This window comes from Yinghuangia seranimata (assembly GCF_029953285.1).
In the GTDB taxonomy this organism is placed as follows: domain Bacteria; phylum Actinomycetota; class Actinomycetes; order Streptomycetales; family Streptomycetaceae; genus Yinghuangia; species Yinghuangia seranimata.
Genome location: NZ_JASAOI010000077.1, coordinates 17,054 through 33,270, shown reverse-complemented (window position 1 = coordinate 33,270; position 16,217 = coordinate 17,054). Strand labels below are relative to the sequence as shown.

The following is a 16,217-nucleotide window of genomic DNA, read 5'->3' as shown; positions in this document are numbered from 1 at the left end:
CAGCGGCCCGCCGCGGGCGTGGGGGAATCCGGACCGCGACGTCGGGGACCGCCGCGCGACGGGTCAGCCGCCCAGCGGCGGCGCGGGGGAGTGGGGACCCGGTCCGCGGGGCACGCGCGCACCCCACACGTCCGGCGGGGTGCCCGGCTCCGCGCCACCCCACAGGTCCATCGGGACCGCCGCCTCGGCGCGGCCCCGACCGTCCAGGAGGCGGCCCAGCCGTTTGACCGGCCGCAGCGTCAGCGCGCGCTCGACCACGTCGACGCCCCGGAACCGGTCGAGGAGTTCCGCCTCGAACGCGGGGATTTCCGCGACCCCCGGCAGCCACAGCCGGAGCACGAGGTTGGCGGTACCCGCGACCGCGGCGCACATCCGCACGTCCGGATGCACGGCCAACTCCCGGGCGACCGACGCGAGACGCGCGGGTGGGACGCGCAGCCACAGTGTCACGCCGACCGGCCGGCCCGACTCGGGCTGTGCCACCTCGCATCGCAGCCGCACCGTGCCCGACGCCACCAGCCGCTGCATCCGCCGCGCCACCGTCGTCGCCGACGTCCCCGTGCGGGCCGCGAGGTCGGTGTGCGTGGCGCGGCCGTCCACGCCGAGCGCGCGGACCAGGTCGGCGTCGCCCGGGCCCGGTTCGGCCACCCGCGCCTGGCCGTACGGCACGGGTTGGGAGACCGGCTGTGTCGGGGCGGACGCCGTGAGCCGGCCGCGCTGCGTGGCGTCGAGGGCCCGCAACCGCCAGCCGCCGCCGTCCGCGTACACCGCGGTGACCACGTGGGTCCGCGTCGACACGACGCCGGGCAGCGCGGCGAACCGGTGCTGGACGTAGTGCAGCAGCTCCTCCAGGCGCGCCGTCATCACCGTCACCAGGAGGTCGCGTCCGCCGGTGGCGACGTCGACGGACACCGCGGCCGCGTCGTGGGCCAGCCGCGCCGCGAGCCCCTCGGCCGCACGGCGTTCGGCGGTGATCTCGACGAGCGCGATGCCGCCGTTGGCGGCGCACACGAACTCCGGGTGCGGATGGGCGGTGACCCACGCGCGTCCGTCGGAGACCAGGCGCCGCCAGCGCCGGGCGAGCGCGACCGCGTCGGCCCCGAGCACCGGCGCGAGTTCGGTCCACGGGGCGCGCGGCCGGATCTGGAGCGCGTCGACGAGGCATTGGTCGAGCCGGTCCAGGCCGCCGTCCCGCGCCGGGGCGGGGCTCGACGGGTCACGTGCGGGTGCGGCGGACGGCGGACGCTGCATGGGACCCCCCGGAGCGCGCGGATCCGGCGCGGCCGCCGGCGCCCGGCCACCGTAGCCACCGTGCGGGATGGTTCCACCAGGTCATCGACGTGGCCGATTCCGTCGCCGAACCCGGGAGTTGCCCTCGTGTGAGGGAGAAACCCGCAGCGCGGCGGCACCGTCTCTGACAGCGTGGAAGCGGTCGGCTTGTCCGCCGTCCGCGACAAGGAGGCACCCATGCCGTTCTCGCTGTTCAAGCGGCGCAGGCGGAACACGTCCGCACCCGCCGCACCCCCGGCGCCCCCGTCTGTGCCGCGCGCGACGGTACGCACCGGAAGCGGCTCCGCGGTCAGCCTCGACAAGATCGAGCGCGAGGCACCGGGCCTGGTCAGCCTCTACAAGGCGGCGGGCGTCAGCCTGGAGAAGCACCGGCTCGCGGGCGTGCGCGCGGCGGTCTACCTCGTCCTGGACCGCTCGGGCAGCATGACCAGCTTCTACCGCGACGGCAGCGTCCAGTCGCTCGCCGAACGCGTGCTCGCCGCCGCCGCGCACTTCGACGACGACGGCGTCGTGCCGGTGGTGTTCTTCGACAGCAAGGCGCACAAGGTCCAGGAGATCTCGCTCAGCGACTACCAGGGCCGGATCGGCAAGCTGCACCAGTCCCTCGGGCACATGGGCACGACGAACTACGTGGCCGCGATGGAGGCGGTCATCAACCACTACGAGGACTGCGGCGCGACCGATCCCGCGTACGTCGTCTTCCAGACCGACGGCGCCCCGAACAACGCCAAGCACGCCGAGAAGGTGCTCTGCAAGGCGGCCGGGCTGCCGATCTTCTGGCAGTTCGTCGGCTTCGGCAAGGACGACTTCAAGTTCCTGCACCGGCTCGACGAGCTGCCCGCGCCGCGCTACCGGGTCGTCGACAACGCCGGGTTCTTCGAAGCCGGTCCCGACCCGCGCCGGATGAGCGACGAGACGCTCTACGACCAGCTCATGATCGAGTTCCCGGAGTGGCTGCAGTCCGCCCGCCGGGCCGGCGTCCTGCGGTAGCCCGCGTCGGGCGTGCCGCGGCCCGCCTATGACGCCGTACACACCCGGACGGTTTGTCGGCGGCGCCGGTTAGGCTCGGTACCCGTGGAACCGGACCTTTTCATCGCCGCCGCCGAAGAGCGCCAGAGCAGGGAGCCCGCGCTCGCGCCGCTCGCCGTGCGGATGCGCCCGCGCGACCTCGACGAGGTGGTGGGGCAGGGGCACCTGCTGGGCGACGGGTCCCCGCTGCGCCGCCTGGTGCGGGCCGGCAACGGCGTCACGGCGCCTTCCTCCGTGATCCTGTGGGGGCCGCCCGGCACCGGCAAGACCACGCTCGCGTACGTGGTCAGCCACGCCACCAAGCGCCGCTTCGTCGAGCTGTCGGCGATCACCGCGGGCGTCAAGGAGGTCCGCACGGTCATCGACGCGGCACGCCGCGAGGCCGGCGCGCACGGCCGCGAGACGGTGCTGTTCCTCGACGAGATCCACCGCTTCTCCAAGGCGCAGCAGGACTCGCTGCTGCCTGCGGTCGAGAACCGCTGGGTCACGCTGATCGCCGCCACCACCGAGAACCCCTTCTTCTCCGTGATCAGCCCCCTGCTGTCCCGGTCGCTGCTGCTGACCCTCGAACCGCTCACCGAGGACGACATCCGCGCGCTGGTGCGCCGCGCCGTCGAGGACGAGCGCGGGTTGAACGGCGCGGTGACGCTCGACCCCGACGCCGAGGACCACCTCGTGCGCATCGCGGGCGGCGACGCGCGGCGCGTGCTCACCGCCCTGGAGGCCGGCGCCGGCTCCGCGGTGGACCGCGGCGAGAAGACCGTCGCGCTGGCGACCCTGGAGGCGGCCGTCGACCGCGCCGCGGTGCGCTACGACCGCGACGGCGACCAGCACTACGACGTCGCCAGCGCGCTCATCAAGTCGATCCGCGGCTCGGACGTCGACGCGACGTTGCACTACCTCGCGCGCATGATCGACGCCGGCGAGGACCCGCGCTTCATCGCGCGCCGCCTGATGATCTCCGCGTCCGAGGACATCGGCATGGCCGACCCGACGGCGCTCCAGACCGCCGTCGCCGCCGCACAGGCGGTCGCTCTGATCGGCTTCCCCGAGGCGAAGCTGACCCTCGCGCACGCCGCGATCGCGCTGGCGCTCGCCCCCAAGTCGAACGCGGTGACGCTCGCGATCGAGGCCGCCCTCGCTGACGTGCGCGCCGGCCTGGCCGGCCCGGTGCCGGCGCACCTGCGCGACGGGCACTACAAGGGCGCCGCCAAGCTCGGCCACGCGAAGGGGTACGTGTACCCGCACGACGTCCCCGGCGGCGTCGCCGCGCAGCAGTACGCGCCGGACGCCGTCCACGGCAGGCGCTACTACCAGCCGACCCGCCACGGCAACGAGGACCGCTACGCGAACATCGCCGAGTGGCTGCGCGGCAAGCTCGGCCGCGAGGGCTCGGGCCCCGAGGCGGGCGGCGCGGCTCAGCCGTCCTGAGCGACGACGAACCGCAGTTCGCCGTCGGCCCGGGTCAGGTAGCCCGCCGACGGGTCGGGGAAGTGCGTGCCGAGCACCAACGTCCCGGTGTCGGCGTAGCGTTCGACGAACGCCCGGCGGGTCGCGGTGGCCTGGGCGGGGTCCTCGTCGGACGGGCTGCCCACCTCGGGCGCGACGAACTGCACTGCGTGGTGCACCAGGTCGCCGGTGACGACGGCGCGTTCGACGCCCGCCGGGCCCGCTGACTCGATGAGCACGGCGACCTGTCCGGGGGTGTGCCCCGGCGCGGCCTCCAGGGTGATGCCGTCCGCGACCCGGTGCCCCGGTTCGACGAAGTCGACGAGGTCGGCGGCGAGCAACGGGTCGACGGTGTCGGCGAGTTCGGCGCGACCGTCGGACTCCGCCCCGGTCCGCCAGAACTCCCACTCGGCGCGCGGGATCAGGTAGCGGGCGTTCGGGAACGTCGGCACCCACGCGCCGTCCACCAGGCGGGTGTTCCAGCCGACGTGGTCGAAGTGCAGGTGCGTGCACACGACGGTGTCGATCGTCTCGGGCGGGTAGCCGGTGTCCTTGAGCACGTCGAGCCATCCCGTCTGCAGCGGCGGGACGATCGGGTGGGTGCGGTCGTTGCCGATGCACGTGTCGATCAGGATCCGCCGGTCGCCGGTGTCGACGAGCAAGGCGTGAAAGGACATCGTGAAAAGCCCGCCGGGAGAGGCATAATGCGGCGCGAGCCACGGGTAGCGGTCCAGAAGCCCTTCGTCCGAGGTGCGGAGCGCCCCCGCCACCGGGAGGGGGAACTCCACCTCGACGACCTTGTGCACCGTTGCCGAACCCACCCGCCACGTCGCCATGACCGAAAACCTCCGAAGGTGCGAAAGTCCGCCACCGACCTGCCGAACAGGCCGCAGGGGCACACACTCTCACTCAGGCGACTGCTTGAACACAGGGGTTGAAACAAAGCGTTGGCGCGCGGTACAAATCAAGCACCGGGCGCCGTCCGCTTCCGCTCAAGGATCTTCCAGGGGACGGCCGGTGGCGTACGGCGCCCGACCCGAACCGCCCCGGCCGGCGCTGCTTTACGGCGATCCGCCGCGGTCCGGTCAGAACCCGCGGGTCCGCTTCGCCGCGGCCCGCTTCTCGCGGCCGCCGCGCTGCGGCGCGGGGAGCACGAACCGCGCCACCTCGCTCCCCAGGTTCACCCCGACGGCCAGTGCCAGCGCCAGCCCCGCCGCGTTCACCAGCCCCAGCCAGCCGCGGTCGGTGTGCCCGAGCGCGAGACCCAGCATTCCCTGGTACATCGCGCTACCGGGCAGCAGCGGCCCGATCGCGGGGATCACGTACGGCAGCGCAGACGTACGCCCGGCGCGGGCCAGCAACTGCCCCAACAGGCCCACGACTCCGGTCGCCACCACGGTCGCCAGGATCGGCGAGGCGCCCGCGATGCGCAGCACCTCGAAGATCGCCCAGCTCGACGCGCCGCCCGCCGCCGCGATCGGCAGCGCACGCGGCCGCACCTGCACGAGCACCGCGAACGTGAGCGACACGCCCGCGGCGGCCAGCAACTGCACCGGCGGCCGCGACGCCGGGTAGAACGAGCCCTCGACGCTCAGCTCGACGCCGAGCTGGTTGCCGCCGTACAGCACGATCGCGACACCGCAGATGATGCCGATGATCAGGTAGAAGACTTCCATCAGCCGTGCCGACGCGGTGATGTAGAAGCCGGTCAGGCCGTCCTGCACCGCCGCGACCAGTGCTCGTCCCGGCAGCAGCGCGAACAGGCCACCGGTGACCACCGCGTAGGGCAGGATCCCGATGTCCGCCTTGATCAGCCCCACCGCGATCGCCGCGGCCGGCATCGCCGCCAGCACGAACTGGTAGAACTCCGGCACGCCGCGCTTGGCCAGCCCCTGCGCCAGCTGGTCGCCGATGACCGCCGCGACGAACGCCGCACACGCCACCACCGGCCCACCGCCGACCAGCACACTCGCGGTCGCCGCGATGCCGCCGGTCGCGACCAGCACCAGCCGCCTCGGGTACGGGTGCCGGTTGCGGCGGATCTCGACCAGCCGGTGGTAGGCGTCCTCCAGCGTCACCTCGCCGGTGGTGATGTCCTCGACCATCCGGTGCGCCTCGGCGAGCCGGGTGAAGTCGGTGGCCCGGCGGCGCACCACGCGCTCCGCGGTGATCGGCACGTCCACCAGCGACGGCTGGTAGGACAGCGTGAGCACGGTGAACGTGACGTTCGGCGTGCAGCGCTCCAGACCGTACGCGTCGGTGATGCCCAGCATCGCCGCCTCGACGTCCTCGCCGCCCTCGCCGCTCGCGAGCAGCAGCTCGCCGGTGCGCAGCGCGAGGTCGAGCACGCGCGGCGCGACGTTGGACGGCTCGGTCTTGTCCGGCGGCGGAAGGGCGGTCGAGCCGCTGAACCGCAGCCGGGTGCGCATGCGGTCCTGCCACGGGAGCGCCGACAGCGGCGGCGGATGCCACGGCAGCCGGGTGCCCGTCGTCTCGACGCGCTCGACCTCGGCGGCGTCCGCCGCCGCGGCCTGGTCCCCGTCACCGTTCCCGGTGGTGTCGGGTCGCCCGGGGCGCTCGAACACCGTCGCCGTCCTTCCTTCTGATCGCTGGGGCCCCTCCACAGTGCCCTATGAACGCGGTAACCCTTCAATCGGAACGGCATGGCGCGCCGAAAACAAGGTGTCGGAGGTCGATCAGACAGCGGACGAAAGACCGCGAAATACGTGAAGCGAACAGGCATCAACCGCTAGGTGCGGTCGGATTCGGTCACGGCCGGGCCGTGGAACAGCGTCCGCAGCGCCTCGCCGAGCTCCGCCGCATCGGACACCGGGGCGTCGAACTCGAACCGGACGTCGACCGTGCGGTCGGCGCCGACGCAGCGCAGCCGCAGCCCGTGCCGGTCCAGCACCACCGGGACGACGCGGTCGCCCGGCACGGCCGCCCCGGCCAGCCGGCACACCCGCTCCAGCTCGGCGCCGTGCCCGGCGGACAGGTGCTGGAGCAGCTCGGCCTCGTCCTCTGCCAGCGGATCGGGCGCGGCGTCGGCGTACTCGTCCGGCTCGACGTGCTCGGCGCCCCACAGGTCGTCGACCAGCACCTCGCCCGGCTCCAACCGCACCACCGCACCCGAGCGCTGTCCCGCGCGGGTCAGCAGCGCGGGCTCACGGCCCGCCGCCGCGAGCCGCGCGGTGGCCTCGGCGAGCTCGGCCCCGGTCGGGGCGGACAGCCACCCGGCGATCCAGCAGTGCGCGCGGACCCGCTGCGGGACCGCCACCGGCGCGACGTCCACCAGGTGCAGCACCGCCGCGACGTCGTCCCGCGCGGTCAGCACCGCGGCGCCGACCTCCGGCGGGAGGAGCAGGAGCACGGAACCGTCGGGCTCGACGGCGCGCGCGGCCGGCACCACCTGCCCCTCACCGAGCGCACCGGGCAGCTCGACGACCGCGGACGCGGCGTGGCCGGCCAGCGTCCGCGCGCGGGTCGCGGCGGCCGGGCGCGAGCCCCGCGCCCGCCGGGCCGCGCACGGGTCGTGCTGCGGGGAGGCGGCGGGGGAGTGCGGCGTGGGGCGTGGCATGCGGGCCTCCTGGTGCGAGGGGACGGCCCGGGGCGGACTTCCCTCCCGAGGCGCCGTGGCGATAAGGTTAGGCTTACCTAAGAAGGCCGCGGCTGGCAAGTACCCACCGATCCGGAGGACCCGTTGAACCAGGCCCGCCCCAAGGTCAAGCGCAGCCGTGCGCTCGGCATCGCCCTGACGCCCAAGGCCCAGAAGTACCTCGAGAACCGCCCCTACCCGCCGGGCGAGCACGGCCGCGGCCGCAAGCAGGCGTCGGACTACAAGGTGCGCCTGCTGGAGAAGCAGAAGCTCCGCGCGCAGTACGACATCAACGAGACCCAGATGCGCGCCGCCTTCGACGCCGCCCACAAGCACCAGGGCAAGACCGGCGAGGAGATGGTCGTCTCCCTCGAGCGCCGCCTCGACGCGTTCGTCCTGCGCGCCGGCTTCGCGCGCACCGTCTACCAGGCCCGCCAGATGGTCGGCCACGGCCACTTCGAGGTCAACGGCGGCAAGGTCGACCGCCCCAGCTACCGGCTGCGCCCCGAGGACGTCGTCACGGTGCGCGAGCGCAGCCGCGGCAAGGCGCTGTTCGAGGTCGTCCGCGCCGGCGGCTTCGCGGCCGAGACCACGCCCAAGTACATCGAGGTCAACCTCGGCGCGCTCGCCGCCCGCCTCGACCGGCTGCCGCTGCGCCGCGAGATCCCGGTGGTCTGCGACGAGCAGCTCGTCGTCGAGTACTACTCGCGCTGACCCGCGCTGACCCGCGCTGACCCGCGCTGACCCGCGCCGACCCGCGCGACGCGCAGCACGTGCCGCGCGGCCGAATATGTACCGAAAAGGTGAGGGCCCTGCTCCGACTGCGGAGCAGGGCCCTCGTGCCCTGTGCCACAGGGCAACCCTCAGTACCCATAACGACGCTCTCCCGACAAGGTCACGCCCGGTCCGTGCACACCACCCCGCATGGCCGGTAGTGTCAGGCGACTCTCCCGCTACGGCGCGGTAGGGTCGGGGTCCCGGGGTCGCCCGTGCGGCTGTGTCCCAGGTGACGCCCTCTCACTTTGTCGACAGCCGTTGCATTTCGGCCGCTGAAGGAGCGCATCGAACGTGTCGGGTGGAGAAGTCGCGCTGATGATCATCGCGACGTTCTGGGCGATCCTCGTCGCCTTCCTCGCGGTGGTGCTGGTCAAGCTGGTCTCGGTGCTCAGGGAGGCCACCCGCCTGGTCTCCGACATGGCGGACCGGACCCCCCAGCTGCTCGACGAGATGACCGACGCGGTGCGCGCCACCAACGCCCAGCTCGCGCGCGTCGACCAGATCGCCGGCAACGTGCAGACGATGTCCGGCAACGCCACCGCGCTCTCCTCGACCGTCGCCGCCACGCTCGGCGGCCCGCTGGTCAAGACCGCGGCCTTCTCGTACGGCGTCCGCCGCGCCCTGTCCGGGCAGCAGCGCGCCGAGATGGCCAAGCGGGTGCGCGCCACCGCCAAGGCCGAGCGGATCGCGCGCCAGCGCGCCGCCCGGGGGAGGTCCTGACATGGCCCGGCTGTTCTGGATGGCGGTCGGCGCCGGCGCCGGCATGTGGGCCGCGCGCAAGGTCAAGGACAAGGCGCAGAAGTACACGCCCGAGGGCGTCGCGGACAACGTCACCGGCATAGGGGACGCCATCCGCTACTTCGCGGACGAGGTGCGCGCCGGCATGGCCGAGCGCGAGGCCGAGCTGTACCGCGCGATCGGCGCCGACGTCACCGCCGCGGCCGCGCCGCCGCTGCCGCCCCCGCCGATGCTGACCGGGCGCGACCACCGCGCGCTGCCCGCGGCGCGCGCTCCGTACCCCGCGCGCGGCGGCCGGGACGCGTACGACCCGTACGACCGCTACGACGCGTACTACGAAGGCCGCGCGGGCGACGAGCCGTACGACCGCCGCGACACGCGCGACACTTACGACAGGCACGAGAACCAGCAGGGCTTCCGCCTCGGCATCCCCGAGCCAGCGCCCGCACCGCAGCCGCACGACCGCCGCGACCGCGGCGCGAGGTATGACCGGAAGGACCGACGACGCTGATGGATTCCGCAGAGATCCGGAGCCGCTGGCTGCGCTTCTTCGAGGAGCGCGGGCACACCGTCGTGCCCTCGGCGTCCCTGGTCGCCGACGACCCGACGCTGCTGCTGGTCAACGCCGGCATGGTTCCGTTCAAGCCGTACTTCCTCGGCGAGGTCAAGCCGCCGTACCCGCGCGCGACCAGCGTCCAGAAGTGCGTCCGCACGCTCGACATCGACGAGGTCGGCAAGACGACCCGCCACGGGTCGTTCTTCCAGATGTGCGGCAACTTCTCCTTCGGCGACTACTTCAAGGAGCGGGCGATCACGCTCGCCTGGGAGCTGCTGACCACGCCGATCGCCGACGGCGGCTACGGGCTCGAGCCCGAGAAGCTGTGGATCACCGTCTACCTCGACGACGACGAGGCCGAGACGATCTGGCGCGAGAAGGTCGGCGTGCCCGCCGAGCGCATCCAGCGGCTCGGCAAGAAGGACAACTTCTGGTCGATGGGCGTCCCCGGCCCGTGCGGCCCGTGCTCGGAGATCAACTACGACCGCGGCCCCGCGTACGGCGAGGAGGGCGGCCCGGCCGTCAACGGCGAGCGCTACCTGGAGATCTGGAACCTGGTCTTCATGCAGTTCGTCCGCGGCGCGGGCATCGGCAAGGACGACTTCGAGATCCTCGGCGACCTGCCCGCCAAGAGCGTCGACACCGGCCTCGGCCTGGAGCGCCTCGCCACGATCCTGCAGGGCGTCGACAACCTGTACGAGATCGACACGTCGCGGATGATCCTCGACCGCGCCGCCGAGCTCACCGGCCACACCTACGGCGGCGACCTCAGGTCCGACGTGTCGCTGCGCGTCATCGCCGACCACATCCGCACCGCCGTCATGCTCATCGGCGACGGCGTCGTGCCCGGCAACGAGGGCCGCGGCTACGTGCTGCGCCGCATGATGCGCCGCGCGATCCGCAACATGCGCCTCCTCGGCGCGCAGGGCCCGACCATCCGCGAGCTGGTCGAGGTCACCATCGACGCGATGGGCCCGCAGTACCCCGAGCTGGTCGAGGACGCCAAGCGGATCGACTCCGTGGCGACCGCCGAGGAGGCCCGCTTCCTCGACAAGATCGTCACCGGCACGTCGATCCTCGACGCCGAGATCGGCAAGACCAAGGCGTCCGGCAGCGACGTCCTCCCGGGCAGCGCCGCGTTCGCGCTGCACGACACGCACGGCTTCCCGATCGACCTCACCCTCGAGATGGCCGCCGAGCAGGGCCTGGCCGTCGACGAGGACGGCTTCCGCCGCCTGATGGCCGAGCAGAAGCAGCGCGCCAAGGAAGACGCCCGCGCCAAGAAGCACGGCCACGCCGACCTGTCCGCGTACCGCGAGGTCGCCGACACCACCGGCGCCACCGAGTTCACCGGCTACACGCTCAACGACGGCGAGGCCACGATCGTGGGCCTGCTCGTCGACGGCGTCCCGGCCCCGGCCGCCAACGAAGGCGACGAGGTCGAGGTCGTGCTCGACCGCACGCCGTTCTACGCCGAGGGCGGCGGCCAGCTCGCCGACACCGGCCGGATCCGCGTCGACAGCGGCGCGGTCGTCGAGGTCCGCGACGTGCAGCAGCCGGTCCCGGGCGTCACCGTGCACCGCGGCACCGTGCAGGTCGGCGAGGTCGTCGTCGGCGCGTCCGCGTACGCCTCGATCGATCTGGACCGGCGCCGGGCGATCGCCCGCGCGCACAGCGCCACCCACCTCACCCACCAGGCGCTGCGCGACGCGCTCGGCCCGACGGCGGCGCAGGCCGGCTCGGAGAACGCGCCGGGCCGCTTCCGCTTCGACTTCGGCGCGCCGTCCGCGGTGCCCGGCGGCGTCCTCACGGACGTCGAGCAGAAGATCAACGAGGTGCTGGCCCGCGACCTCGACGTCGTCGCCGAGGTCATGAGCATGGACGAGGCCCGCAAGCAGGGCGCGACCGCCATGTTCGGCGAGAAGTACGGCGACCGGGTGCGCGTCGTCACGATCGGCGACTACTCCAAGGAGCTGTGCGGCGGCACCCACGTGCACAACACCGCGCAGCTCGGCCTGGTCAAGCTGCTCGGCGAGTCGTCCATCGGCGCCGGCGTGCGCCGCGTCGAGGCGCTGGTCGGCGTGGACGCGTACCGCTTCCTGGCGCGCGAGCACACCATCGTCAACCAGCTCACCGACGTGGTGAAGGGCCGCCCGGAGGAGCTGCCCGAGCGCGTCTCCGGCATCGTCGCCAAGCTGCGCGAGGCCGAGAAGGAGATCGACCGGATGCGCGCCGCGCAGGTGCTGCAGGCGTCCGGCGCGCTCGCCGAACAGGCCGCCGACGTCAACGGGACCGCGCTCGTCGCGCACCGCGTCGCCGACGGCACCTCCACCGACGACCTGCGCAAGCTCGCGCTCGACGTGCGGCAGCGGCTCAACGCCCGCCCCGCCGTCGTCGCGGTCGTGTCGGTCGTCAACAACAAGCCCATGGTGGTGGTGGCCACCAACGAGGCGGCGCGCGAGCGCGGCGTCAAGGCCGGCGAGCTGGTCCGCGTGGCAGCGCAGACCCTCGGCGGCGGCGGTGGCGGCAAGGACGACGTGGCCCAGGGCGGTGGCGCCAACGCGGCCGCCGTCGAGGACGCGCTCGCCGCCGTCACCCGCACCGTCGCCGAGCGGACGGCCTGAGGCTTGGGAACGCGGGTCCGGGAATGCCACAGTGCGGTGTGGCACCCCCGAACCGAGGTGCCTGTGGGGAGGCATCGATGAGGCGCGGCGTACGTGTGGCGGTCGACGTCGGCGACGTCCGGATCGGGGTCGCCGCGTGCGACCCGGACGGTCTGGTCGCGTCGCCGGTCGAGACCGTGAAGGCGGGCCGCGGTGACGCCCGGCGCATCACCGACATCGTCGCCGAGCGCGACGCCGTCGAGGTGATCGTCGGCCTGCCGCGGTCGCTCTCCGGCAAGGAGGGCCCCGCGGCCGGAAAGGCGCGCGCGTTCGCGACCCGGCTCGCCGGGCTCGTGGCGCCGGTCGGCGTGCGGCTCGTCGACGAGCGGCTCACGACCGTGACGGCGACCCGCGACCTGCGGGCCTCCGGCGTCCGCGGCAAGAAGGCGCGTACCGTCGTCGACCAGGCGGCGGCCGTCGTCATCCTGCAGAACGCGCTCGAGACCGAGCGGGCCTCCGGGCGGCCGCCCGGGCAGGCGGTGAAGGCTCCGGCCCCGAAGGACTCGGGAACCGGGGCGGGAACCGAAACCGCCGACGGCACGACTCCACAGACAGCCCTTCCACCCGCGGCCCCAGCCCCGACCCAGGCGGAGACCACCCCAGATGAGTGACCTCGGACTGTTCCCGGACTCGGAGCCGCGCACCAGTCGGCGCAAAGGCAAGAACGGCTCCTCGCGCGGGCGCAAGAAGGAGAGCAAGGGCCGCAGTGGCTGTGCGGTCTTCATCGCCTTCGCGATCGTCATCGGTCTCCTCGGCGCCGGCGGCTGGTACGCCTACGGCTTCGTGAAGGACCGTTTCGGCCCGCCGCCGGACTACAGCGGCGCCGGCAACGCGAGCGACACGATCGTCGTCGTCGTGAAGCCGGGCTGGGTCGCGTCGAACATCGGCAACGAGCTCAAGCGCGTCGGTGTCGTCAAGAGCGTGGACGCCTTCACCAAGGCGTACACCGGCGACAAGCAGCAGCGGAACATCGAGGCCAGCGCCTACGTGATGAAGAAGCACCAGTCGGCGAAGTCGGCGTTCGAGTTCATGGTCGACCGCAACAACCGGCAGAACATCAACCCGGGCGAGGGCCTGCGCGCCACCAAGGTCTACGAGGTCATCGCCAAGAAGCTGGGCGTCCCGCCCGCCGAGGTCGAGGCCGCCTCCAAGGACCCGTCGCTCGGCCTGCCCGCGTGGGCCAACAACAACATCGAGGGCTTCCTGTTCCCGGGCCAGTACGCGGCCGCGCCCGGCATGAAGCCGGTCGACGTGCTGCGCGACATGGTCACCACGGCGAAGAACAAGTACACCGCGATGCAGCTGGAGCAGAAGGCGCAGGCCGCGGGCAAGACGCCGTACCAGATCCTGACCATCGCGAGCATGGTCCAGGCGGAGGTGCGCCGCACCGAGGACTTCGGCAAGGTCTCCCAGGTCATCTACAACCGGCTCGGCAAGGACATGACGCTCGGCCTCGACTCGACCGTCAACTACGCGCTGAACAAGAGCTCGCTGCAGCTGACCACCGACGACCTCAAGGTCGACAGCCCCTACAACACGCGCATCAAGAAGGGGCTGCCGCCGACTCCCATCGGCAACCCGGGAGTGCCGGCCATCAACGCCGCGCTCGCGCCGCCGCAGGGGAACTTCGTCTACTTCGTGACGACCAACCCGGAGACGGGCGAGACGAAGTTCACCGACAGCTACACCCAGTTCCAGCAGTACAGCAACGAACTCCAGAAGTGGCACAAGGACAACCCGGGCAAGTGACGGCACCCATGGAAAACCACCGCGCGGCGGTACTCGGCTCGCCGATCGCCCACTCGTTGTCCCCGGTGCTGCACCGGGCCGCGTACGAGGCGCTCGGGCTCGACGGCTGGCGGTACGACGCGTTCGAGGTCGACGAGGCCGGCTTGCCCGGCTTCGTGGCGGGCCTCGACGCGTCGTGGGCCGGACTGTCCCTGACCATGCCCCTCAAGCGGGCGATCCTCCCGCTGCTCGACGAGGTGTCGGTCACCGCCACGGAGGTCGAGGCGGTCAACACCGTCGTCCTCGACCCCGAGGGGCGGCGCCTCGGCGACAACACGGACGTGCCGGGCCTGGCCGCCGCGCTGCGCGAACGCGGCGTCACGCGCGTCGAGTCCGCGGCCATCCTCGGCGCGGGCGCCACCGCCACCTCGGCGATGGCGGCCCTGCGCGGCGTGTGCGACGGCCCGGTCCGCGCCTACGTCCGCGGCGCGCTGCGCGCCCACGAGATGTTCGAGGCCGGCGAACGCCTCGGCGTCGAGATCCAGGTCCGGCCGTGGGAAGACGCCCACAAGGCCCTCGACTACCCCCTCGTCATCGCCACGACCCCGAAGGGCGCCAACGACCACCTGGCCGACCGGGTCCCGGCCACCCCCGGCGTCCTCTTCGACGTCGTCTACGACCCCTGGCCCACCCCCCTGGCCGCCACCTGGACCAAAACCGGCGCCACAGTAGTCGGCGGCCTGGACCTCCTCGTCCACCAAGCCGTCCTCCAGGTAGAACTCATGACCGGCCACCCAGGCCCCCTGGCCGCCATGCGATCCGCCGGCGAAGCAGCCCTGGCCAACCGCTGACCCGCCCCCGACGCGAGGTGCGATGCCGACGCGGGATCGCCCCTCCGGAACGCTCGAGCAGCATTCGTCGGCCCCGCTCCGCCCCAACGGCCGAGCGGGGCCAACGCGGTTCCCGGGCCCAGGGCAGCGATGCGACGGCAGGCTGAGCCGGCCCGCTTGCCGGGCGCGACCGCGCTCACACGCGCGGCACGACGCACACGACTCCGGTCACGCGCGCCCTCGCACTCTGCGGTCCGCTTCGCCCACGCCCAGCGCTGCGGAGATGACGACGGGCTGAGGGCTCGCCCGAAAGCCGGATCCCCGAGCCCGCTGAGCTGACGCGCGGCGCGCCGACGTGTCACGACGGACACGGCGCCGCGCACCCTCGCCCTCGCGCTCTGCCCGCGTTTCCGACCCGTCCAACCCCGCCTCCCCGGCAGCCCCCGCACACGACCCTGGCCTCTTGCCCAGTCGGGGATCGGGCTGGCCACAGGGCACTCGCGCGTAGACGGCTCGCGGCCATGCGGACGCGCGGCGCGGCAACGGGACTCGGCCTCGGCCATGCGTCGGACCTCCGCGCGCGATCGCGGTGGGCCGTGCGTTGATCGTGCGTTTGTTCGTCCGGGAAGCCCGCGCGCACGGCAACTCCTCGGCGTGCTCGGGGAGTCCGGCAGGTTCGCGACCGTGCGGACGCGTGCGGCGGGGCACCGGGACTCGGCCTCGGTCACGCCCTCAGGCGCTCCCACCCCACCCACCCACCCACCCACCTCCTCCCGCGCCCTGACGGCGGTCACGCGCCGGCGCCGGTGCCGCGTCCTTGTCGGCCCTGGCTCGTCGGCCCTCTCGCCTGCGCGGCGGTTCGTCGCCCACCCACCTCCTCCCGCGCCCCTGACCTCGGTCGTGCGTCGGACCTCCGCGCGATCGCGGTGGGCCGTGCGTTGATCGTGCGTTTGCTCGTTCGGGAAGCCCACGCGCACGGCAACTCCTCGGCGTGCTCAGGGAGTCCGGCAGGTTCGCGACCGTGCGGCGGGGCACCGGGACTCGGCCTCGGTCTCGCCGCCAGGAGCCCCCATCACCACCCAACTCCTGCCACACCCTGACGTGGGTCGCACGCCAGCGTCCGGCGCCGCGTCCTTGTCGGCCCTGGCTCGTCGGCCTTCTCGCCTGCGCGGCGGTTCGTCGCCCACCCACCTCCTCCCGTGCCCCCGACCTCGGCCGTGCGTTGGACCTCCGCGCGATCGCGGTGGGGCGTGCGTTGATCGTGCGTTTGCTCGTTCGGGAAGCCCGCGCGCACGGCAACTCCTCGGCGTGCTCGGGGAGTCCGGCAGGTTCGCGACCGTGCGGACGTGTGCGGCGGGGCATCGGGACTCGGCCTCGGTCACGCCCTCAGGCGCCCCCACCCCACCCACCCATCTCCTCCCGCGCCCTGACGACGGTCACGCGCCGGCGCCGGCGCCGCGTCGTTGTCGGCCCTGGCCCGTCGGCCTTCTCGCCTGCGCGGCGGTTCGTCACTCACCCAACTCCTCCCGCGCCCCCGACCTCGGTCGTGCGTTGGACCACCT

General features: G+C 73.2%; 12 protein-coding genes and 1 pseudogene. 9 read left to right on the top strand and 4 right to left on the bottom strand.

Annotation, left to right across the window (positions count from 1 at the left end):
• Window positions 1-63: 63 nt before the first annotated feature.
• Complete coding sequence (locus QI554_RS38830; RefSeq protein ID WP_281477355.1) at window positions 64-1,251, bottom strand: Lrp/AsnC family transcriptional regulator; 1,188 nt, start codon at window positions 1,249-1,251, stop codon at window positions 64-66.
• Window positions 1,252-1,467: 216 nt separating this feature from the next.
• Between QI554_RS38830 and QI554_RS38825 the strand changes: the two genes are divergently transcribed.
• Window positions 1,468-2,280: a vWA domain-containing protein gene (locus QI554_RS38825; protein WP_281477354.1), complete on the top strand. Its 813-nt coding sequence runs from the start codon at window positions 1,468-1,470 to the stop codon at window positions 2,278-2,280.
• 84 nt (window positions 2,281-2,364) lie between these two features.
• Window positions 2,365-3,750 (top strand): replication-associated recombination protein A, encoded by a 1,386-nt coding sequence (locus QI554_RS38820; protein WP_281477353.1) that lies wholly within the window; start codon window positions 2,365-2,367, stop codon window positions 3,748-3,750.
• Here QI554_RS38820 and QI554_RS38815 read toward each other — a convergent pair.
• The 3 genes from QI554_RS38815 to QI554_RS38805 all read right to left on the bottom strand — a co-directional run bounded on the left by QI554_RS38815 (window position 3,738) and on the right by QI554_RS38805 (window position 7,345).
• Window positions 3,738-4,604 (bottom strand): MBL fold metallo-hydrolase, encoded by an 867-nt coding sequence (locus tag QI554_RS38815; protein ID WP_281477352.1) that lies wholly within the window; start codon window positions 4,602-4,604, stop codon window positions 3,738-3,740. The two genes, QI554_RS38820 and QI554_RS38815, sit on opposite strands and share 13 nt — an antisense overlap.
• Window positions 4,605-4,853: 249 nt before the next feature.
• Complete coding sequence (locus QI554_RS38810) at window positions 4,854-6,353, bottom strand: threonine/serine exporter family protein (protein ID WP_281477351.1); 1,500 nt, start codon at window positions 6,351-6,353, stop codon at window positions 4,854-4,856.
• Window positions 6,354-6,517: 164 nt separating this feature from the next.
• A complete protein-coding gene (locus QI554_RS38805) occupies window positions 6,518-7,345 on the bottom strand; it encodes a DUF2470 domain-containing protein (RefSeq protein WP_281477350.1) in 828 nt (275 codons plus the stop codon).
• 123 nt (window positions 7,346-7,468) lie between these two features.
• Here QI554_RS38805 and rpsD point away from each other — a divergent pair, with 123 nt between their 5' ends.
• The 7 genes and pseudogenes from rpsD to QI554_RS38770 all read left to right on the top strand — a co-directional run bounded on the left by rpsD (window position 7,469) and on the right by QI554_RS38770 (window position 14,676).
• A complete protein-coding gene (rpsD, locus tag QI554_RS38800) occupies window positions 7,469-8,077 on the top strand; it encodes a 30S ribosomal protein S4 (protein ID WP_281477349.1) in 609 nt (202 codons plus the stop codon).
• A gap of 354 nt (window positions 8,078-8,431) precedes the next feature.
• The gene (locus QI554_RS38795) at window positions 8,432-8,860 is read left to right on the top strand and encodes a DUF948 domain-containing protein (protein ID WP_281477348.1); all 429 of its coding nucleotides are present in this window, start codon (window positions 8,432-8,434) and stop codon (window positions 8,858-8,860) included.
• A gap of 1 nt (window position 8,861) precedes the next feature.
• Complete coding sequence (locus QI554_RS38790) at window positions 8,862-9,389, top strand: DUF6167 family protein (RefSeq protein ID WP_281477347.1); 528 nt, start codon at window positions 8,862-8,864, stop codon at window positions 9,387-9,389.
• Entirely contained in the window at window positions 9,389-12,058 is a 2,670-nt protein-coding gene (gene alaS, locus QI554_RS38785) for an alanine--tRNA ligase (RefSeq protein WP_281477346.1), read from the top strand. The genes QI554_RS38790 and alaS overlap by 1 nt, the downstream gene beginning before the upstream one ends.
• Before the next feature lie 77 nt (window positions 12,059-12,135).
• A pseudogene (gene ruvX, locus QI554_RS38780) lies at window positions 12,136-12,582 on the top strand (Holliday junction resolvase RuvX); the annotation flags it as partial.
• Window positions 12,583-12,700: 118 nt separating this feature from the next.
• Window positions 12,701-13,846 (top strand): endolytic transglycosylase MltG, encoded by a 1,146-nt coding sequence (gene mltG / locus QI554_RS38775; RefSeq protein WP_281477345.1) that lies wholly within the window; start codon window positions 12,701-12,703, stop codon window positions 13,844-13,846.
• 8 nt (window positions 13,847-13,854) lie between these two features.
• Window positions 13,855-14,676: a shikimate dehydrogenase gene (locus tag QI554_RS38770; RefSeq protein ID WP_281477407.1), complete on the top strand. Its 822-nt coding sequence runs from the start codon at window positions 13,855-13,857 to the stop codon at window positions 14,674-14,676.
• Window positions 14,677-16,217: the final 1,541 nt, after the last annotated feature.

What these genes read in the sequence shown, in the direction of transcription:
- QI554_RS38830 (WP_281477355.1), bottom strand. Translation starts at nt 1,251, where the DNA reads ATGCAGCGTCCGCCGTCCGCCGCACCCGCACGTGACCCGTCGAGCCCC.
- QI554_RS38825 (WP_281477354.1), top strand. Translation starts at nt 1,468, where the DNA reads ATGCCGTTCTCGCTGTTCAAGCGGCGCAGGCGGAACACGTCCGCACCC.
- QI554_RS38815 (WP_281477352.1), bottom strand. Translation starts at nt 4,604, where the DNA reads ATGGCGACGTGGCGGGTGGGTTCGGCAACGGTGCACAAGGTCGTCGAG.
- QI554_RS38805 (WP_281477350.1), bottom strand. Translation starts at nt 7,345, where the DNA reads ATGCCACGCCCCACGCCGCACTCCCCCGCCGCCTCCCCGCAGCACGAC.
- QI554_RS38790 (WP_281477347.1), top strand. Translation starts at nt 8,862, where the DNA reads ATGGCCCGGCTGTTCTGGATGGCGGTCGGCGCCGGCGCCGGCATGTGG.
- alaS (WP_281477346.1), top strand. Translation starts at nt 9,389, where the DNA reads ATGGATTCCGCAGAGATCCGGAGCCGCTGGCTGCGCTTCTTCGAGGAG.
- mltG (WP_281477345.1), top strand. Translation starts at nt 12,701, where the DNA reads ATGAGTGACCTCGGACTGTTCCCGGACTCGGAGCCGCGCACCAGTCGG.
- QI554_RS38770 (WP_281477407.1), top strand. Translation starts at nt 13,855, where the DNA reads ATGGAAAACCACCGCGCGGCGGTACTCGGCTCGCCGATCGCCCACTCG.